The 20847-nt window shown below is 26.0% G+C and carries 19 protein-coding genes and 2 tRNA genes; 12 read left to right on the top strand and 9 right to left on the bottom strand.

Going from position 1 to position 20847, the window contains the following annotated elements:
• Positions 1-16: 16 nt before the first annotated feature.
• A complete protein-coding gene (locus ATH_RS07400) occupies positions 17-1078 on the bottom strand; it encodes an agmatinase family protein (RefSeq protein ID WP_066185590.1) in 1062 nt (353 codons plus the stop codon).
• A gap of 122 nt (positions 1079-1200) precedes the next feature.
• On the opposite strand from ATH_RS07400, the gene ATH_RS07395 reads away from it, so the two are divergent.
• From ATH_RS07395 to ATH_RS07385, 3 genes are all read left to right on the top strand, one after another.
• Positions 1201-1674, top strand: a complete 474-nt coding sequence (locus ATH_RS07395) for an RNA polymerase sigma factor (RefSeq protein ID WP_066181538.1) — start codon at positions 1201-1203, stop codon at positions 1672-1674.
• Positions 1675-2658, top strand: coding sequence for a FecR family protein (locus ATH_RS07390; RefSeq protein ID WP_066390155.1), 984 nt, complete (start codon positions 1675-1677; stop codon positions 2656-2658). It begins immediately after the preceding gene.
• Positions 2659-2758: 100 nt separating this feature from the next.
• A complete protein-coding gene (locus ATH_RS07385) occupies positions 2759-5125 on the top strand; it encodes a TonB-dependent receptor (protein ID WP_066390157.1) in 2367 nt (788 codons plus the stop codon).
• A 50-nt stretch (positions 5126-5175) separates the two neighbouring features.
• Here ATH_RS07385 and ATH_RS07380 read toward each other — a convergent pair whose 3' ends face one another.
• Positions 5176-5835, bottom strand: coding sequence for a class I SAM-dependent methyltransferase (locus tag ATH_RS07380; RefSeq protein WP_066185554.1), 660 nt, complete (start codon positions 5833-5835; stop codon positions 5176-5178).
• A gap of 219 nt (positions 5836-6054) precedes the next feature.
• Here ATH_RS07380 and ATH_RS07375 point away from each other — a divergent pair, with 219 nt between their 5' ends.
• From ATH_RS07375 to ATH_RS07365, 3 genes are read left to right on the top strand one after another with little or no spacing between them, the layout of a single operon-like run.
• Positions 6055-7128, top strand: coding sequence for a DNA alkylation repair protein (locus ATH_RS07375; RefSeq protein WP_066185545.1), 1074 nt, complete (start codon positions 6055-6057; stop codon positions 7126-7128).
• Entirely contained in the window at positions 7125-7592 is a 468-nt protein-coding gene (ybaK, locus tag ATH_RS07370) for a Cys-tRNA(Pro) deacylase (RefSeq protein ID WP_066390159.1), read from the top strand. The genes ATH_RS07375 and ybaK overlap by 4 nt, the downstream gene beginning before the upstream one ends.
• 18 nt (positions 7593-7610) lie before the next feature.
• Entirely contained in the window at positions 7611-7817 is a 207-nt protein-coding gene (locus ATH_RS07365) for a hypothetical protein (protein ID WP_066181556.1), read from the top strand.
• Between the two features lie 12 nt (positions 7818-7829).
• Here ATH_RS07365 and ATH_RS07360 read toward each other — a convergent pair whose 3' ends face one another.
• A complete protein-coding gene (locus ATH_RS07360) occupies positions 7830-8729 on the bottom strand; it encodes an EamA family transporter (RefSeq protein WP_066390161.1) in 900 nt (299 codons plus the stop codon).
• Positions 8730-8828: 99 nt separating this feature from the next.
• On the opposite strand from ATH_RS07360, the gene ATH_RS07355 reads away from it, so the two are divergent.
• Positions 8829-9302 carry a hypothetical protein gene (locus ATH_RS07355; protein ID WP_083202013.1) on the top strand — a complete coding sequence of 158 codons (474 nt, stop codon included), beginning with the start codon at positions 8829-8831 and terminating at the stop codon, positions 9300-9302.
• 24 nt (positions 9303-9326) lie between these two features.
• Here ATH_RS07355 and ATH_RS07350 read toward each other — a convergent pair whose 3' ends face one another.
• Together ATH_RS07350 and ciaB are read right to left on the bottom strand one after the other, a co-directional pair.
• Positions 9327-9764, bottom strand: a complete 438-nt coding sequence (locus ATH_RS07350; protein ID WP_066390164.1) for a globin domain-containing protein — start codon at positions 9762-9764, stop codon at positions 9327-9329.
• A 3-nt stretch (positions 9765-9767) separates the two neighbouring features.
• Positions 9768-11654 carry an invasion protein CiaB gene (ciaB, locus tag ATH_RS07345; RefSeq protein ID WP_066390165.1) on the bottom strand — a complete coding sequence of 629 codons (1887 nt, stop codon included), beginning with the start codon at positions 11652-11654 and terminating at the stop codon, positions 9768-9770.
• A gap of 352 nt (positions 11655-12006) precedes the next feature.
• Here ciaB and htpG point away from each other — a divergent pair, with 352 nt between their 5' ends.
• The 4 genes from htpG (at position 12007) to ATH_RS07325 (ending at position 17602) form a co-directional block, all read left to right on the top strand.
• Complete coding sequence (gene htpG, locus ATH_RS07340; protein WP_066390166.1) at positions 12007-13914, top strand: molecular chaperone HtpG; 1908 nt, start codon at positions 12007-12009, stop codon at positions 13912-13914.
• A gap of 93 nt (positions 13915-14007) precedes the next feature.
• On the top strand, positions 14008-14571 hold the full coding sequence (locus ATH_RS07335) for a DedA family protein (RefSeq protein ID WP_066181580.1): 564 nt from the start codon (positions 14008-14010) through the stop codon (positions 14569-14571).
• Positions 14561-15925, top strand: a complete 1365-nt coding sequence (gene dbpA, locus ATH_RS07330) for an ATP-dependent RNA helicase DbpA (RefSeq protein ID WP_066181587.1) — start codon at positions 14561-14563, stop codon at positions 15923-15925. The genes ATH_RS07335 and dbpA overlap by 11 nt, the downstream gene beginning before the upstream one ends.
• Before the next feature lie 57 nt (positions 15926-15982).
• The gene (locus ATH_RS07325; protein WP_066185529.1) at positions 15983-17602 is read left to right on the top strand and encodes a sensor domain-containing diguanylate cyclase; all 1620 of its coding nucleotides are present in this window, start codon (positions 15983-15985) and stop codon (positions 17600-17602) included.
• Between the two features lie 18 nt (positions 17603-17620).
• On the opposite strand, the gene pdxH is transcribed toward ATH_RS07325, so the two are convergent.
• Entirely contained in the window at positions 17621-18271 is a 651-nt protein-coding gene (gene pdxH, locus ATH_RS07320; protein WP_165595946.1) for a pyridoxamine 5'-phosphate oxidase, read from the bottom strand.
• A 62-nt stretch (positions 18272-18333) separates the two neighbouring features.
• Here pdxH and ATH_RS07315 point away from each other — a divergent pair, with 62 nt between their 5' ends.
• Positions 18334-20034: an EAL domain-containing protein gene (locus ATH_RS07315; protein ID WP_119184151.1), complete on the top strand. Its 1701-nt coding sequence runs from the start codon at positions 18334-18336 to the stop codon at positions 20032-20034.
• A gap of 31 nt (positions 20035-20065) precedes the next feature.
• On the opposite strand, the gene ATH_RS07310 is transcribed toward ATH_RS07315, so the two are convergent.
• The 3 genes from ATH_RS07310 to ATH_RS07300 form a co-directional block, all read right to left on the bottom strand.
• Positions 20066-20575 carry an NADPH-dependent FMN reductase gene (locus ATH_RS07310; protein WP_066181593.1) on the bottom strand — a complete coding sequence of 170 codons (510 nt, stop codon included), beginning with the start codon at positions 20573-20575 and terminating at the stop codon, positions 20066-20068.
• A gap of 87 nt (positions 20576-20662) precedes the next feature.
• Positions 20663-20738 (bottom strand) — tRNA-Phe (locus tag ATH_RS07305).
• 14 nt (positions 20739-20752) lie between these two features.
• Positions 20753-20837 (bottom strand) — tRNA-Tyr (locus ATH_RS07300).
• Between the last annotated feature and the right edge of the window lie 10 nt (positions 20838-20847).

Genomic DNA, 20847 nt, shown 5'->3' with positions numbered 1-20847 from the left:
CTCAACTTTTAAATCTCTATTTAAACTCTATTTTCCCTTGACTTGCAAGTAATGCTCCACAAAGTTGATATAAAACTCTAGCTCCAACATTTGCATCCCATCCATCAATACTATCTCCAACTTCACAAAGGTCAAATCCAATTATACTTTTCCCAGATTTTACAATCATAAATATAAGATGTTCAAGTTCTGCATATCTTAATCCTCCAGGAACAGGAGTTCCTGTATTAGGGCAATTTAATGGTTCTAATCCATCAATATCAATTGATAGATAAACATTTTGTGGAAGTTGGTTTATAAATGGTGTAAAAATTTCTTCAAGAGATTTCCCACTTGCTAATTGACTTTGCATAACACTATCATATAAACAAGCGCCTCTTTCTTTTAATTCAAGCATTCTATTTGCTTCTTCACTGCTATAATCTCTAATTCCTACTTGAACAAGTTTTGATACTTTGTTGCATTCATTTAAAACATTATAAAAAATAGATGCATGAGAATAAGTAAAACCTTCATAAGCTTCTCTTAAATCGTGATGAGCATCTACATGAAGTATTCCAAACTCCTCTTTTGAACTATCATTTAAAGCTTTTATAAGCCCAAGAGGACAAGAATGATCACCTCCTACGAGAGCTACAAATTTATTATTTTTTAAAAGATTTAAAGATTTTTCATAAACTTTATTATTTAATATTTTTGATGCTTTATTTACAAATTTTAAAGATTTATTATCTATTTTTCCATCTTCTAGAGCTTCAATTACTTTTATAGCTTTTTTTCTTGCTTTATTACTAAGTTTATAAATCTTTTTATCTGTTTCAAGCATTGCAATTCCAGCTTGATAAGCTTTTATATAGTGATAATTTTCTACATCTAATTGATGACTTGAAGTTCTTATATTATCAGGTGCATTTGCTGTTCCATCTGCAAAGGAAACAGTAGCTTCCCAAGGAACTGGTAATAAAACTAAACTTGCCTCTTCTGGATTTAATCTTCCACCCAAAAATCCATCATCTTTTTTTGGTGGAAGACCTTTTTCTAATACTTCTATCTCTTCTTTTAAATTTCTATAAGTCATAATTTTCCTAAATATATATTTAGTGCAATTATAAGTAAGATATACTTAAAGATTTTTTGTTAATATTTCAAATTAATATGAATAACTATTATCAATAATATAAAAAATGGGAGAGTTTAAAATTGTTGAAATATTATAATGAATTACTCTATTTTTCTTTTAGATTAGTTGGAGATCAAGAAAAAGCAAAAGATATAATACAAGAGTCTTACAGTAGATTTATAGAGATAAAAAATAGAAAAGAGATAAAAAATGAGAGAGCATATTTATATAAAATAGCAAAAAACATAGTAGTTCAAGAAGCTATGGAAAATAAAAAACTATCAAGAACAATATATGAAGAAAATATTTGTTTTTCGCCAGAATGTGAACAACCAGAAGAGATTTTAATTCAAGAAGATCAGGAAAATATCTTTTTACAAAGTATAGAAAAATTAGCACCTAGACAAAAAGAAGCTTATATTTTATTTACAATTGAAGGATATAGTAGAAAAGAGATAGCTGAAATGATGGATATTACATCAAATGCAGTTGAAAAACTTATAAAAAGAGCAACTCTTAAGATTGAAGAAGAATTAGAAAAGAGGGGATTTTAAATGAATAGAAAGATTAAAATCAAAGAAGAAGCAATTTTCTGGATAATGTGTGAGAAAGATGGTTTTAGTAAAGATGAAAAAGAGAGATTTAGTTTATGGCTTTTAGAAGATGAAGAGCATCAAAAAGCTTTTAATAGAATGAAATTAATTCATAGTTTATCAAATAATATTTCAAATGAGAATAGAAATAAATTACTAGAAAATACACATAAAACAATAAGTAAAAGAAAGTTATTTAAAAAATCTAGAATATCTTTTACTATTGCTGCAAGTCTCATATTTGCCTGTTTTTTTAGTATAAAAGTATATGAGAATAGTTTTAAAATACATTTTTCAAAAGAGTTTAAAACAGAACTAAACTCTTTCTTAGAAACAGAGTTACCAGATGGTTCAAAAATACATTTAGATGCAAAAACAGATATTGAAGTTGAGTTTTATGAAAATAAAAGATTTGTAAACTTGAATGAAGGAAGAGCAATTTTCAATGTAATAAAAGATGATAAAAGACCATTTATAATAAGAAACAAAGATATAAATATAGAAGTTGTTGGTACAAAATTTGAAGTAGTACATAAAGAAAACTCTACTACAGTAAGAGTAGAAGAAGGAAAAGTAAAAACATATTACTCTAAATATTTTATTGATAAACAAAATAAAAAACTACTAGAAAAGGAGGATAGTATAACTTATCTTGCAAAGAATGGAGAAATAATAGAGCAGAAGAAAATAGATATAAATAAGATTGCTCTTTGGAGAAAAAATATAGTAAGTTTAGATAATAGTAATATAAAAGATGCAATAGAAGAGTTTTTAAAATATAATGATTTTAGTATTGATTATTCAATATATGATGAAGAGAAATATTTTCTTACAGGAGAATTCTCAACAATGCAATTTAATATTTTCCTAAATAAACTTAAAAAAATATATCCATTAAATATTGAAATAAAAGATAAAAGTATAAAAATTTCAGAAAAGTATTAAATTTTATGAAATTTATGTCCGATTAATAAATATAATTACTCTTATATATTATAAAAACAATTATCATAATTGATTTTAAAATTATAGGAGAAGAAAATTTATGAAAAGATATATAATAAGTTCAGTTACTGCACTATTCATTTCTACAAATACTTTTGCTGATGATATTTCATATTCACTTGAAAAACAATCTTTAAAAAATGCAATTGAAGCTATATCAAAAAAAGCAAATAAACAATATTTGGTAGATAGTAGTTTATTAAATGGTAAGAGTTCAAATGAAATAAAAAATATCAAAGGTACAAATAATGCTTTGATAGAAGTGCTTAAAGATAGTGGTTTAATATTTTCTATAGAAGATAATGTAATTATTATAAAAAGTAGGAAAACTATTGAAAATGGGACTTTGTTGGATGAAATTTCTGTAAATGAGGGGTACAGTAATGGAACTGCTGAAAGTGGGTATGTAGTAAAAGAACTCAAACAAGTTGGACCTTGGGGAGAAAAATCACTTCAAGATACGCCTTACTCAATGACAGTAATTCCTCAAGAACTTATAGAAAATACAGTATCAGGAAATATTGACCAACTATTTAAAATGACACCAACTATTCAAGAATCAGCACCAACTACAATTTGGGGTTACCCAAATGCAGTAATTAGAGGATTTGGCACAAGTACAAGTGCAGTTGATGGTATGAAAATGTCTTCATATACTTATGGTATAAGTACAGAAGAAATTGAAAGATTAGAAGTTATGAATGGCTTATCTGGTTTTATGTATGGAGCAGGAAATGTTGGAGGAATAACAAACTATGTACTTAAAAGACCAACTTATCAAAGACTTACAAACTTAACTCTAGGAAATTATGGTGGAGAACAATACTATGCTCACCTTGATTTAGGAAATAAAATAGATGAACAAGGTAAGTTCGCATATAGATTAAATGCTGTTTATCAAGATGGTGAAACTTCAAAAGATGACCAAAATGTAGAAAAAAAACTTATAAGTGGAGCATTAGATTGGAATGTAACAGATGATTTTCAACTTCAATTAGAAGCTGCACATAAATTTTGGAGAGTAGATAGACCTGATAATAGATTTTATACACAAGGTATAACTGGTTGGCCTAAAGCTTTTGACAATGAAAAAACTTTTTCTCCTGATTGGACTTATAATCAAACTAAAACTGATAGAGTTGGACTAAATGCAACTTGGGATATAAATGATATTTTTACACTAAGAACAGCATATATGTATAAAAAGGATGATAGAGAAAGTATAATAATATATCCTATATATACTCCAAATGGTTGGACAATGTATAATCCAGTTAAAGCAGCCCCTTATGATACTATTTCTCAAAGTGCTTATGCTTATTTAGATAGTAAGTTTGATACTGGTTCTATTTCACATAAATTAACTATTGGTATTTCAGGAGAAACATATAAAGAACGAAAACATATAAATAGTAATATAACTAATAGTTCTTATGTTATACCTAGTGGAATACCAAGTGGATTAACATCTGAACAACTTATGGATTTGGCTTCACCTAGTTTTTCATCAGATTATAGTTCTAAATATAAAGCAAATGAAACAACAAGTAAAAATATTATTATTGGAGATGATATTACTTTTAATGAACAATGGAGTGCTTTAGTTGGATTTAACTATTCAACAGTAGAAAATGAAGTTTTTAATACTTCAGGTACACAAACATCAAAATATGATGAATCAGAATTAACTCCAACCTTATCTTTAATTTATAAACCTTTTGAAGATTTAACTACTTATGCAAGTTATATTGAAGGTTTGGAAAGAGGTAGTGTAGTTCCAAATGACCCAAATGTATATAATAATGCTGGAGAGATATTAGACCCTTATGTAAGCAAACAATATGAAGTTGGAGCAAAATATTCTGTTTCGCAAAATCTACTTTTGAGTTCAGCTTTATTTAGAATTGAAAAAGCTAACTCTTATGAAGAAACAACATCAAATGGTAAAAAAACAATTAACCAAGATGGATTACAAATTCATCAAGGATTAGAGCTAACAGTTACTGGAAAGATTACTGATAATCTTACAGTTATGACGGGTGGAACATTGATGGATTTAGAAATAGATAAAGCTACAAATCCTTCTTTAAAAGGTAAAAAACCAACTGGAGCAGCTTCTAAAATGGCAAAATTTTATGCAGAGTATAATCTTCCATTTTTAAGTGGTTTAACATTAACTGGTGGAGCATATTATACGGGTGGTAAATATCAAGATAATTTAAATAAAAATAAGATTGATGATTATACTATTTATGATGTGGGTTTAAGATATAAAACAAAATTAGATAAATACTCTACAACATTCAATTTTAATGTTACAAATCTTACTGGAGAAGATTATTGGGCTACTACTTGGCAATTAGGTAATCCTAGAAATATTGCATTTTCTATGAAAATGGATTTTTAAGAAATATAAAGAGAGCTTTGCTCTCTTTATCACAAAATTATATATAATTATTATCTTTTAAACTCAAAAATCTTACCTTTATATGGTTCATCTAAAAAATCTGTATTTTCAGGCTTAAAAGCATTTAAAGAAAAACCATAGTTTTCCATCTCTTGATTGAATTTTGATTGATGTCCTCTATTTGGATTTACCAAAATTACTGTACATTTTTGATTTGAGTGAGCATTTATAAAAGAAGATAAAAGTTCAACATGATCTCTTTCATAAAGTAAATCACTACCGATTATTAAATCAAATTTTCCAAGCTTTTCAGAATATGTTTTATTCCAATCTACTCTTACGAAAGGTATTTCTTCATCATTATTTAGTTCTGTATTGATATCTAAAAAATTTTCAGCTTCAGGATGATAATCAGTTGCAGTAATATCAGCATCTAATTTATTTAAAATAAGGCTAGAAAGTCCAATTCCACAACCAACTTCTAATATTCTCTTATTTTTAAAGTCATAATCTTGAATGAAATTTGCCAAAACTTCTCCAGATGGCCAAACCACACCAAACAGAGGCCAAACTGCACTTGAAATTCCTAAGTTTTTTGCTATGTTATTTTTATCACTAAATTGTTGAGTGTCTTTTAGAGTTCTTAAGTGTATATCTTCATCGTCAAATTCGATAGTTTGGTATTTATACCTAATATTTTTTTCTACCATAAATCCTCCTTTAATATAAGCTCTTGAATTTTATAAACCAATTTAAAAAGTTTAAGATGGAGTTTATATATCATAAGTCATTGGTATGATTGATCATTCTATCTTAAAGAGATTATAAAAGCAAACTTATGCTTTAATTTGTAATAAAGAAGAAAAATGTTTATTACTTTTAATTATAATAAAATGATAAATTCTATAAAATAAAATAAAAAGATAAAAATGGCAGAACAATTAAAAAAAATATATTCACAAGAATTTATAGAAAAATTATCAAATAGTTTATATAAAAACTATAAAGATTTTAAAAAAGATGAATTCAAAAAAGCTATTTTTATAAATACTTGGGAAAGTTTTGAGCTAAAACAAAGGATGCGACATATCTCAAAAACTTTGGGAGTTTTTTTAGTATTTTCATATAAAGAGCAAATAGAGATTTTGAAAAAAGTGAAAGAAGAGTTTTCTTCTCTTGAAGCTATTATTTTTCAAGATTTTGTTGAGGTTTTTGGGCTTGATGATTTTGAATGTTCTATGAAAGCTTTGGAAGCTTTTACAATAGATTCAAGTAGTGAATTTGCAATAAGACAATTTATTTTAAAGTATGAAGAAAAAACTATGCATCAAATGAAGCTTTGGTCAAAATCACAAAATGAGCATATAAGAAGACTTGCAAGTGAAGGTTGCAGACCAAGGCTTCCCTGGGCTATTGCTTTACCAAAGTTTAAACAAAATCCAGAAAAAGTATTTGATATAATAGAACTTTTGAAAAATGATTCTTCAAAATATGTTCAAAAAAGTGTAGCAAATAATTTAAATGATATTTCAAAAGATAATCCAAACCTTGTTTTAGAATTTGTAAAGAATAATTTGGGAATTTCAAAAGAGCTTGATTGGATTTGTAAGCATGGAAGTAGAACTTTACTTAAAGCTGGAAATCAAGAAATATTAAAACTTTTTTCTTTTAAAGAAGCAAAACATATAGATATTTCAAATTTTAGTTGTGATGATTTTGTAAAGATTGAAGAAAATTTAAATTTCTCATTTGAATTAATATCAAAAGAGAAACTCGGTAATATAAGAGTTGAGTATCAAATAGATTATTTAAAACAAAATAATAAATATAGTAAAAAAGTTTTTATGATAAGTCAAAATGATTTTAATATGAATCAAAGAAAGTTTATAAAAAAACAGAGTTTTAGGAATTTAACAACAAGAAAACACTATTTAGGCAAACATTTTATAAGAGTTTTACTAAATGGAAAAGAGTTAGTAAAAAAGGAATTTCATCTAATATGACACCAGCTATTAATATATTAAAGAAGAATAAATGTGATTTTAAAATTCACAAATATGATCATGATCCTGCTTGTACAAATTTTGGGAATGAAGCAGTTGAGAAGTTAGGATTAGATGCAAATCAAGTTTACAAAACTTTACTTGTGGAACTTAGTCCAAAAGAGTTGGTTGTTTGTGTGCTTCCAGTTTCAAATACACTTAGTCTAAAAGATGTTGCAAACTCTTTTGATGTAAAAAAAGCTCAAATGGCACAAAAAGATGAAGCACAAAAAGTAACTGGATATTTACTAGGTGGAATTTCTCCACTTGGACAAAAAAAACTTTTGCGAACTATTTTAGATGAAAGTGTAAGAAAATTTGAGAATATTTTTATAAGTGGTGGAAAAAGAGGATTGGATATTGAAGTAAAAGTAAAAGATTTAGAAACTATATTAAAGGCAAAAGTAGCTAAAGTAACTGCGTAAAATTAAAAAGGAGCAAAAATGGCAAAAAATAAAGGTGAACCAAGTTTAGATAAAATTGATGACTACAATGGAAATGAATCAAAACAGAAAAGAAATACTGTAAGATTAATTATAATTTTATTGCTTGTTGTTGGAGCTGTATTAACATATTTTAAACAACCAATTTATGAAGAAGCAAAAATTATAGAAGAGAAAACACAAATTCCAGTAAAAAACAATAACTAAAATAAAAGAGTTTTAAACTCTTTTATTTAATCTTAATAATCTTTCTAAATAAGATTTTATAACTATCAAAATAACAGATAAAAGAATAGTAAAAATAGCTAAAACAATCTTTAGTGTTAAACTTTCTCCAAATATAAAAACACCTATAAAAACAGCTGTTAAAGGCTCCAAAGCTCCTAATATTGAAGCACTTGTTGAACCTATTAACTCTATTGCTTTTACTAAAAATATCAAAGAAAATATTGTAGGAATTAAAGCTAAGAATATAGAATAAAACCACATATTAAAATTTATTAAAGGCATAATATTAGAGCTCTCTTTTGAAAAAGAGTAGATAAATATTGTAAGTGTACAAAAAAGCATAGAGTATAAAGTTGTTTTAAAAGAAGATATTTTTAAATATCTATTTATTACAACTATATAAATTGCATAACATAATGAAGAGATAAGAACTAAAGATAATCCAAAGAAGCTTATATTTGCACTATTACTATCAAAGAGTAAAGATACACCAGCAAATGATAAAATAATTGATAAAACAACAACTATTGAACTTTTTTCTTTGAAAAATATTGCCATTAGAATTGCTACAAATATTGGATAAACAAATAATATTGTACTAGCAAGACCAGCATCCATATATAAAAATGAACTAAAAAGGCAAATTGCTGATATTCCAAAAAGAATACCAAGAAAGGATAAAATAGATAGTTGTTGAACTGTTACATAAAACGATTTTTTAAAAAGTTTCATAAAAAGGGCTAAAAGTATCACAGCAAATAAAAATCTATAAAATACAACAGATGTTACATTTAATCCCTCTTGAAATAGTATTAATGCTCCTAATGGATTTGTACCATAAAATATGGCTGAAACTACGGCTAATACAATACCTTTTGTCTGCAAATTCATAAATGACCTTCAATTTTTTTTGGATTGTATCTCAAAGTTCCTTTTTAGGCACTTTAAGAGAATCTTTTATATACTTTAAGAAAATTTTAGGAGAATATATTGAATAAAAAAATATTAAGTTCAATTTTTATCTTTTTTTCATTAACTTATGCAAATGCTTTAGATACAACAATGTTTTTGGGATTTACAGGAGCAAAAGTTGATGGAGAAAATTACTCTCAAATAACTATTGGACAAACAACAAAAGAGAAACTTGATAATGATGTGATTTTGGGTTTCGCAAATAGTATAAATTATGGAACATTAAATTCAAATAGTATTACAACTTATGATTTGGATTTAAAATTAGGATATCAAATAAATGATGAGTTAAGAGCTTATATTTTGGGAACAACAGCTTTACAAACTTATGATAATAGTACTTATTATGGTTTTGGATATGGAGCAAGTGTTGAATACAAAGTAAATAGAAATTTTGCTTTGGAAGTTTTATACAAAGAGATTGATATGAAAAAAAGTGATATAAAATATACTTACAATACTTCAGGTTTAGCTATAAAACTATCATTTTAAGAGCTTGACTTTAGCTCTTAAATTTTAATTCTCACTAGGTGTATTTATCATCCAGATTGAGAAAATATCTAAATAGTTCCAAAAAGATATCATAAGTTCTTCTTCAATTTCAATTTTTTCTAATATTGGAATATAAGATTTCAGCCAAACTTCTCTTGCTTCAGGAGTTATTTTAAATGGTTGATGCCTTACAAACATCATAGGCGCTCCTCTACTTTCATTAAAATATTTTGGACCACCACAAATTTGTATAAAAAAATCTGCTGAGTGTTTTTTTGCCATTTCTAGAGCAGGTCCTTTAGGTGGAAATAACTCTTTTATTTCGCTTTCTACTAAAATATCATAATGAGCAGAGATTAAATTTCTCATACCTTCTTCTCCAACTACTTCTAAAAATCTCTTATTTGGAGTTTTTACAGCAGGTCTTTCTCCAAAAACTCCTTTTGTAATATTAAATTGCATTAATTATCCTTTTAAATAGTTATCTTTTTTATCTTCTTTATCTAACTCTTGTCCAATTTCTTGATATCTTTTGAAGTAATATTTTACAAATGAATTTATATTTTCATCATTTGGCATAAAATATTTTCCATCTTTTTTTGCATAGATATTTAAGAAAATTGTAGCATCAAGTTTATCTAAATAGTGTTGTGCTAAAGCTGTATAATTTCTTATATACCAAGATTTTAAAGATTCAAATTTTAAATCACTTAAATCTATACTTAGTTTTTTATTTTCATTATCCCAAATTAAAATCTTGCTTTCAAAAAGTCCAGATAAATGGATTAGACCTTCACAATAATATGGCTGAACTTCATCAACTTCCATCCAAGCTATTAAACCAACACTTCTTTTTACAAGGTCAATTAATACTTGTTCTTGTAGATATTTTTCATCATTGTTATCATCTAAGAAATATGATATTAAACCACCTGTTGTTGCTTTAAACTCTTCAATGTTTTTAAAATTTCCACTTTTATTCATAACACTTTCAGTCTCTTCATCGCACCATAAAATATGACCATATTCATGCCCAATTGTACTAATATCATAAACACTATGCCAAGATGAAGTTTCATTAAATAAAAACTCTCTATCTTTTTTTAAAAACTCTTGTCCAAAAATCTCTTGGCTAAGTTTTAAAAATGGTTTAGCTCTGCTACTTTGTAAAATTTCATCAGAAAAAGCAAATATCTTTTTACCCTCTTCTTTTGAAACTACTTCATCATTTGGTACAACTTGAGCTGAAAATAAGCCATTTAACTCTGCACCAAAAAATAGTGCAGGTCTTCCAATGTATAGTTGAACTTTATCAAGTGATTTGAAGCTAAAATCAAAGATTCTTTTGTAGTTTTCATTTTGTTCAAAACTGCTAAATATTTTTGTAAATGATGATTTTATCTTATTTACTCTGTGGTCATTTTGTGCAAATTGTGGATTTGTAACTCTTATATCCCATTCAAGTGCAACTGCTTTTCTGAAATGATCTTCATAATATTCTAAAGGATGTCCTATTTGAATAGGAGTTTTTATTTTCATCCAAGCTCTATCAACATCTGCCCATTGAGAAACCAACTCATCTGTTCTTCTTTCAGCAAATGCTTTTATAAGTGCTTGAAGATATAAAATATAGTCCCATTTTTGATTATAAATATCATCTTCAAGCTCTATTAGTTTGTCTGCAAACTCTTCTAAAGCATCAATAACAGCAGTTGTCTCTTTTTTGAAAGCTTTTATATAAGCTTCTGATTTATATCCATCTTCTGTTTTTACTAAAGCTGAATATGATCTATCAGCATTTATTCCACCATGTCCTTTATCAAAAAGATTTTCATCTTCAAGATATTTCATAATTTTTGCTTCATCTCCATCAAATTTATGATTTAGTTCTTTATTTACACCATTTATAATCTGTTTTGTCCAAGAACTTTGCCAAGATGACATAGCAAGACCAACATTATAAACTCCAATGAAAATTTCTTTATAAAAAGGAGTTAAAAGATTGTTTTGAATTATAAAATCGATTAAATCTTTATGCTTTTTGTGCCAAAAATCTTTTACAAATAAAAATGCTTTTTCTTGAAGTTCTATTATCTCTTTTTCATTTTTGCCAATTTTCTTTAAAACTTGAACTAAACTATCATCTCTTAAATTTACCAATCTTGTAAGAAGTGCAAATCTTAATTCATCTGTCATATTTAGCTCTAAATTATTTGCAAACTCATTTATAAGTGATAACTTGTCAAACTCTTTGTTTTCTAAATATTTTAATAGTTCGTTTATTTTTGCTTTTTGATTATCTAAATAGTCATAAACTTTTTGTAAATCATTTAAAAATTGTTTTTTTGTCATATATTATTCCTTATTTTTAAAAGTTTATATTCTATCAAAAATTAGGATTAAAGAAGTTTATTTGGATTTTTGATCAAACTCTTTTCCTAAGTATCCTGCAATATCTCTTTTTGTCATTTTAATTCAAATTTAAGAGAAACAACATTCTGAATATTATTAATAGGAATTTAAATCAAAATAATGGAGGTTGTTATAATGGTGATGATACTACAATAATAGATGAGAAATTGAGTTAGCACTCAATGTATAAAAGTGCTAAATTTTATATAAACTTTAGCCAAGTTTAATAAAGGTTTGATAAAATTCTCTTTTAAAAATTTACAAATAGTATTAAAAAAGGAGATGAAAAAAGATGGCAAAACATCAATTTCAAACAGAAGTAGGACAATTATTAAATCTAATGACACACTCTTTATACTCAAATAAAGAGATATTTATAAGAGAGCTTGTATCAAATGGAAGTGATGCAATAGACAAATTAAACTATCTAAGACTTACAGATGAGAAGTTAAAAGATAGTTTTGCTTCTTGGAAAGGTGAAATAAATATCACTTTTGATGAAAAAGATAAATCACTTACTATTATTGATAATGGTGTTGGAATGAATGATGAAGATATGATAGCTTCAATCGGAACTATTGCAAAGTCAGGTACAAAATCATTTATTGAAGCATTAACAGGTGATGCAAAAAAAGATTCAAACTTAATTGGTCAATTTGGAGTAGGATTTTATTCAGTATTTATGGTGGCATCAAAAGTAGATGTAATTTCAAAAAAAGCTGGAGAAGATATTGCTTATAAATGGTCTTCAGATGGAACAGGAGAGTTTGATTTAGCTCCTTGTACAAAAGAGAGTACAGGTACAGTTATTTATATAAAACTTAAAGATGAAGAAGCAGAAGAGTTTACTAGTAAATATAGAATTAAAAATATAGTTGAAAAATATTCAAATCATATTGCATATCCAATTTTCTTAAATTATGATGAAGAAGTAAGCGAAGAGTTAAGCGAAGAAGATAAAAAAGCAGGAAAAGAAGCCCTTAAAAAGACTGAGAGAAAAAAAGAGCAAATAAACGCTGCAACAGCTCTTTGGACACAAAGTAAATCAAAACTAAAAGATGAGGATTATAATAGTTTTTATAAAACAATCTCTCAAGACTCAAATGATCCAATGCTTACAATCCATACAAAAACAGAAGGTGTAAACGAATATACAACTCTATTTTATATACCACAAAATGCTCCAATGGATATGTATAGAGCAGATTATCAAAGTGGAATTAAACTATATGTAAAAAGAGTATTTATAACAGATGATGATAAAGAACTACTTCCAACTTATTTAAGATTTGTTAGAGGAATAATAGATAGTGAAGATTTACCTTTAAATGTAAGTAGAGAAATCTTACAAGAGAATAGAATTCTAGCAAATATCAAACAATCTAGTGTAAAAAAGATTTTAAGTGAGATTAAAAAACTTTCAAAAGATGAAGAGAAATACGAGAAGTTTATAAGTCAATATATAAGAGCATTAAAAGAGGGTGTTTATCAAGATTATACAAATAAAGAGTCTATTTTAGAACTTTTAAGATATAAATCAACAAATGATGAAGCAAAAATGACTTCACTTGAAGATTATAAACAAAGAGCCAATAGTGAGCAAAAAGCTATATATTATATAATTGGAGAGAATGAAAAAGTATTAAGAAACTCTCCTTTACTTGAAAGCTACAAGAAAAATAGTATAGAAGTTTTAATCTTAGATGATAAAGAGATTGATGAGATTATAACACCAGCTATTGGAGCATTTAAAGAGTGGGAATTTAAAGATATAACAACTTGTGAAGCTCCAAAAGTTGAGATAAATGAAGATGAAAAAAAAGAGCAAGATGAGAAATATCAAGATTTATTAGGAAGAATCAAAGATAAGCTAAAAGATGAGGTAAAAGAGGTAAAGATTACAAATAGGCTAAATGATTATGCTTCTTGTATAACAAAAGATAGCCAAGATGCACAAATGGCAGCTATGGCTCATATGTTTAGACAAATGGGACAAGATGTTCCTGAGGTTAAACCAATTTTAGAGATAAATCCAAATCATGAGATTGTACAAAAACTAAATCTTACAAAAGATGAAGAGTTGATTGAAGATATCTCTTGGATTTTACTTGATTTAGCAAAAATAAGTGATGGAAATGATGTAAGTGATAGAGTTGCATTTACTCAAAGACTTACAAAAATTACTTCAAAAGCTATTTAATAAAAGCCCTTTTAATAAGGGCTTTTTTACTCAAAACTACTTTACAATAATATTTAGATAAAATATCGACTTATAACAAAAATTAGGAATTTTATGGAACAGTTTATCCAAGATTGGGGCTATGTAGCTCTATTTTTATACTCTTTTGGTGGTGGATTTTTAGCACTTGCAATAGCAGGAGCATTCTCTTATGCAGGAGATTTAAATATATTTATTACAATTATTGTTGCTGCTATTTCAAATATTATTGGTAGTCAGTTTCTATTTTTTATGGCAAGAAACAATAAAAATTATGCAGAAGATATGATGAATAAACATAAAAGAAAAGTTGCTTTAGTTCAACTTCTGTTTAGAAAATATGGTTCATTTATCATAATAATTCAAAAATATATCTATGGAATCAAAACTTTAGTTCCTTTAGTTATGGGAATTTCAGATTATAGTAGTGTAAAATTTACTATTTTAAATAGTATTGCATCAATTTTATGGGCAATTATTATTGGATATATAAGCTATATAGCAGGAGAGTTATTATTAAGTTATGCAGATGATTTTAAATATATAGGATTAATAACAGTAGTTATAGTTTTAACAATACTAATTTTTAGTTTTAGACCAAAGAAAAAAAGAAGAAGAGCAAATAAAAGTGAAGTTTAAAGAGTTAAATTTAGAAAAAGAGTTAATAGATAATCTTAACTCTTTGGGATTAGAAAATCTTACACAAATACAAGAAAAAAGTTTAGAGCATAGTTTAAAAGGAAAAGATTTAATAGCAAGAGCAAAAACAGGAAGTGGAAAAACTTTGAGTTTTTGTCTTCCTTTGATACAAAATTTAAATAAAAATAGATTTAGAGTTCAATCTTTGATTTTGGCACCAACAAGAGAATTAGCAAATCAAATAGCAAGTAATTTAAGAGAGTACATAAGATTTATTCCAAATATAAAAGTTCTTACTTTATGTGGAGGAGTTCCTTTTAAGCCACAAGTTGCATCTTTAAATCATGAAGCACATATTATTGTAGGAACAACAGGAAGAGTTTTAAAGCATATAAAAGAGGGAAACTTAAAACTAGAAGAAGTAAATACTTTTATTCTTGATGAAGCTGATAAAATGCTTGATATGGGTTTTTATGATGATATTATGGATATAAATAATCGTCTAGCAAACAATAGACAAACTTTACTTTTCTCAGCAACATATGAAGAAAATATAAAAAATCTTTCAAATACTATTACAAAAAATGCATTCTTTGTTGAAGTTGAAAATGAAGAGAAAAATAAAATCTCACAAGTTTTTTATGAAGTAAATAGATTTGAAAAAAATAGACAAATAGAAAAAATTATAAAGCAATATAAGGCAAAAAGTACAATAATCTTTTGTAATCAAAAGCAAACTTGCGAAGAATTAGCAGATGAACTATATAAAAATGGATTAGATGTTTTAACTATGCATAGTGATTTAGAACAAAAAGATAGAGATGAAACTTTAACTCTTTTTTCAAATCAAAGTTATCCAATTTTAATTGCAAGTGATGTTGCAAGTAGGGGAATTGATATTGCTGATGTTGATTTAGTTATTAATTATGATATTGCTTTAAATGAAAAAATACATACACATAGAATAGGAAGAACTGCACGTGCTGGAAATGGTGGAGTTGCAATAACATTTTATGAAGAGAATGAGTATGAAAGAGTAGATTTAGTTAAAAATATTTTTGATGATATTAAATTTAGTTATATTAAAGATATAGAACAAAATAATGATTATAAAATAGATTCTAGTTATAGAACAATTTTTATAAATGGTGGTAAAAAAGATAAACTTAGAAAAGCTGATATCTTAGGAAGCTTAACAGCTGGAATAAATTTAAATAAAGAAGATGTAGGCAGAATTGATATATTTAATTTTTGCTCGTATGTAGCAATAAATAAAGATAAATTGAATATAGTTTTAGAAAAATTACCAAATAATAGAATTAAAGGTAAATATTATAAGATATATGAAAAATAGTAAAAATTTAATTTTTTTATGATAAAATACTAAATTAAATTATTTTTAGGGGAAAAGATGTTTATAAATAGAGTATTCTTAAAATATTTTTTGATACTGTCTATTCCATTTATAATGATTTTCACGCTATTTTTATATGATTTTAGTAAGAGTGAAATATTTTTAAATAAAGAGATAATAATAGTTTTAATAACTATAAGTTCTATAATATTTACTCTTTTAGTATTTATTTTAGAAAGAGTAGTAAGAAAAGAACAAAAACTCTATTTTGAAGCTAGAAAACATCAAAATATATATAAAACACTAAATATAATAAATAAAACATTGCTAAAATTTAAAAGTAAAGAGGAAGCTTTTTTAGAAGTTTCTGATATCTTAATAAAAAATAGTGATATATCTTTTAGCTTTATATATGATATTGAAACAAAAGATATAATATCTAAACAGAGTCCACAAAAAGATTTTATAACAAGAAGATCATCTCATATTGATTTTGAGAAAGAGAGCTTAATTCTTAAAGTTATAAAAAGTGGAAAAAGTATAATTGTAAACAATTTAAAAGAGGAAAAAAACTCTTTATTTTCAGGACATACAGAGGAATTTAATCTAAATTCATTACTTTCAATTCCAATTAAAATGTTTGATAAAAATGTTGGTTTCTTAATAATTTATTCAAAACATAAGGATTTTTTTGATGAAGATATTAAAGATATTTTTGAGAAATTAGCTTTTGATATTACAACACTTTTAGAAACATTAGATTTAAAAGCACAGAAAAAAGCTCAAGAAGATGAATTAAGACTTACTTCATACACATTTGAAGCATCTTCTGTACCTATGATAATTACAGATAGAAGAAATAATATAGTAAAAGTAAATAAAGCATTTTCAAAAATTATGGGATATTCAAAAGAAGAGCTTTTGGGACAAAATCCAAGAATATTTAAATCTGCACATCAAACTATGGATAAAGCAAGAGATTTATGGTCAAATCTTTTAGATAAAGGTCATCATAGTTTAGAAGTTTATAATAAAAAAGCAGATGGAAGTTTAATAGCTTTAAAAAGTGCAATTACAATTTTAAAAGATGATGATGGAAAAATAACAAACTATTTTGGTCAATATATGGATATTAGTGAACAAAAAGATAAAGAGAAAGTACTTCAATATCAAGCAACTCATGATAATTTAACAGGACTTCCAAATAGACTTCTTTTAACAGATAGAATAGAACATGCAATTACAAGAACAGTAAGACATAAGATATATGGTGGACTTATATTTATTGATTTAGACAATTTCAAAGAGGTAAATGATACTTTAGGACATGATTTAGGAGATATTCTTCTTGTAACTGTTGCTAAAAAAATAAAATCTAGTGTAAGAGAAGAGGATACAGTTGCTAGAATTGGTGGGGATGAATTTATTGTACTTCTTGATAATATTGGGAATAATAGTAATGATGCAAGAAGAAATATTGATTTTATTGCAAGAAAAATCAAAGATTCATTAAATAGTATAACTCATATCGAAGGACACAAAAATGTATCAACTCCAAGTATTGGAATTACACTATTTAATGATGCAAGTATAACAGTTCAAGATATTATAAAACAAGCAGATACTGCAATGTATAGTGCTAAAAAGCAAGGAAAAAATGCAATAGAATTTTTCTAAACTTGCTTTATATTTTATTTACGGAGCTAATCTTTTTATACTCCAAACATCTTTTTCATCTTTTTCATATAAAAATCTATCGTGAAGTCTATCTTCTCCACCTTGCCAAAACTCTATTCTAATAGGTTTTATAATATATCCACCCCAAAAAGATGGGAACGGAATCTCTTTATTTAGAAATTTTCTTTTCATTTCATCAAATTTCTGTTCAAGAAGGGCTCTTGAACTTATAACTTCACTTTGTCTTGAAACCCAAGCTCCAAGTTGGCTACCTTTTGGACGAGATAAAAAATATTTTAAAGATTCTGTTTTTGATATTTTTTCAACTTTACCTTCGATTTTTACTTGTCTTTCTAATGCTAACCAAGTAAATAAAGCTGCAGCTTGATTATTTTCTGAAATTTGTTTTGACTTTTTACTATCATAATTTGTAAAAAACACAAATCCTTTTTCATCAAATATTTTTAATAATACAGTTCTTATACTAGGCATCATATCTTTTCCGCAGGTTGCTAAACTAAAAGCATTTGGTTCTAAAAGTTTTTCTTCTATTGCATTATTAAACCAAACTTCAAACTGTTTAAAAGGATTTGAATTTAAATCTTTTATATCAAAATCTTTTGTAGTATATTTACCTCTTATATTTTTTAAATCCAAGTTCTGCTCCATAATTTTAATCTTTACTAAAATTATAGTATAATAATCTTTCAAGTTTTTAAAAAGGTTTTTATTTGATAAATTCAACTATTACTTTAGCCATTATTATAATTATTCTTATTCTATTTTTTATTATTAAAATCAAAGAAAAATCAAAGTTATTAAACAAAATTTATGAATTAAATAAAAAAAATCATATATTAAATCAATACAACCAAGCTACTAAAACATCTAATATTATTTCAAATGGTGATTTAAAAGGAAATATAACTTATGTAAATGATAGATTCTGCGAAGTTTCTCAATATACAAAAGAAGAGATATTGGGCAAACCGCATAGTGTATTAAGAGGTGAAGAAAATAGTGAAATTTTTAAAGAGATGTGGGATACTTTAAAAAGTGGGAAAGTGTGGAGAGGAAATCTTAGGAATGCAAAAAAAGATGGAAGTTTTTATTATATAAATAGCACTATTTCTCCTATTTTTGATGAAAATGGAAAAATATTTGAATATGTTGCAATAAGGCATGAAATTACAGATATAGTTGAAAAAAGTGATAAATTAAATAAAATTTTAAAAGAGGATTATCTAACTAAAGTTGGAAGTCGACACAAATTAATTGAAGATATATCAAAAAGTAATAATCCTTCTTTAAGTTTAATAGATATAAATAATTTTTCTGAAATTAATGACTATTTTGGCTATGAAATAGGAGATACTTTTTTAAAATTAGTTGCAAAAGAGATAGAAAAGCTTATAAAAGAGTTTAATAATTATAAATTATATAGAGTAAATTCTGATGTATTTGCAATATTATCTAATAATGAAGATAAAGATACTTTTATATTTAATATTGGAAAAATAATAAAAAGTATGTCCAAAAGATATTTTAATGCAAATAAAAAACAGTTATATATTGGCTTCAATTACTATTTTTCTTTTGAAGAAAAATCTAAGCTTTTAGAAACAGCAAATATTATGAAAAAACACTCTAAAAAGAATAAAAAAGAGTTTATATATGATAAAGCTTTAGATATAGAAAAAGAGTATAGAAACAATATTTATTGGACACAAAAAATAAAGAAAGCTCTTGAAGATGATAATATAATACCTTATTATCATGCACTTTATAATTTGAAAGATGAAAAAATAGATAGATATGAAGCTCTTGTTAGGCTAAAAGATGGTGATGAAATAATCTCTCCAGCATATTTTCTAGAAATTTCAAAAAGATCAGGACAATATAAAGATATAACAAAGATAATGATAGAAAAAAGTTTTAAAGAGTTTAAAAATAGAGATATTAATTTGGCAATAAATTTAACTTTTGAAGATATTAATGATGAAGATATACAAGATTATCTATTTAATAAAATTGATGAATATAATATAGGTTCAAGATTAGTTGTAGAAATAGTTGAAAGTGAAGAGATAAAAGATTTTGAACTATTAGAAGAATTTATTAATAGATTAAAAACTAAATCTTGTAAAGTTGCAATAGATGATTTTGGTAGTGGATATTCAAATTTTGAATATCTTTTAAAAATGAAAGCAGATTATATTAAAATTGATGGTTCTTTAATAAAAGATATTATGATTAGTAAAGGACATCAAAACATTGTTAGCATGATAATTGGATTTGCAAAAGAACAGAATTTTAAAATAGTTGCAGAATTTGTTTCAAATCAAGAAATATTCGATAAAGTAAAAGAGTTAGGTGTAGATTATATTCAAGGATATTTTATACATATTCCTAGCGAAAAGATTGATAATTAACCATACTAAATAGTAGTATGGTTAAAAATTATTATGCATTTGCTAACTTAACAAGAGTATCAATCATAGCTTCTGCACTGCTTCTGTTTAGAGATTTTTCATAATTTGTAATTATTTCTCTAGCAAGAATATTTGCACCTAAATGTTGAAACATTATTCTCATAGCTTGAAGACCTTTTTGACCTCCACCACCACTATGAGTTGCTAAAGCTACAATTTTATTATCAAAAGCATCTCTCCAATTTGTAGTAGATCTTGAAGTCCAAGCCATTGCATTGTTTAGTACAGGAGGCATAACTCCATTATACTCAGGAGCAATTATAATAAATGCTTTTAAATCCATAATTTTTGTTGCTAAATCAAGAACAGATTCAGGAATTCCATTTTTCTCTTCTTCATTTGTACTATATAAAGGTAAATTATAATCAACTAAGTTTATAATTTCACATTCTAAATTTTTTTCTATTATGATTTTGTTAAATTCTTGAGCAAGTTTTAAATTGTTGTTTGAACTACCAACCAATATTCCTATTTTTGCCATATAAATAATCCTTTTAATAATTGTAAATAAAAAGTGATTATAACAAAAGAACTATAATAAAAGGTTAATTTAATGATAGATTTTAAGTGGTGGTTCGAGACAGAATCGAACTGTCGACACAAGGATTTTCAATCCTTTGCTCTACCGACTGAGCTATCGAACCAAACTTAATAAAAGTGGTGGTGAGAGAAGGATTTGAACCTTCGAAGCCGTAGGCAGCGGATTTACAGTCCGCAGGATTTGACCACTCTCCAACCTCACCATAAAAAAAC

Source organism: Aliarcobacter thereius LMG 24486, from assembly GCF_004214815.1.
Classification (GTDB): Bacteria; Campylobacterota; Campylobacteria; order Campylobacterales; family Arcobacteraceae; genus Aliarcobacter; species Aliarcobacter thereius.
The sequence above is the reverse complement of the archived record's forward strand: the minus strand, read 5'-3'. Positions and strand labels throughout refer to the sequence as shown.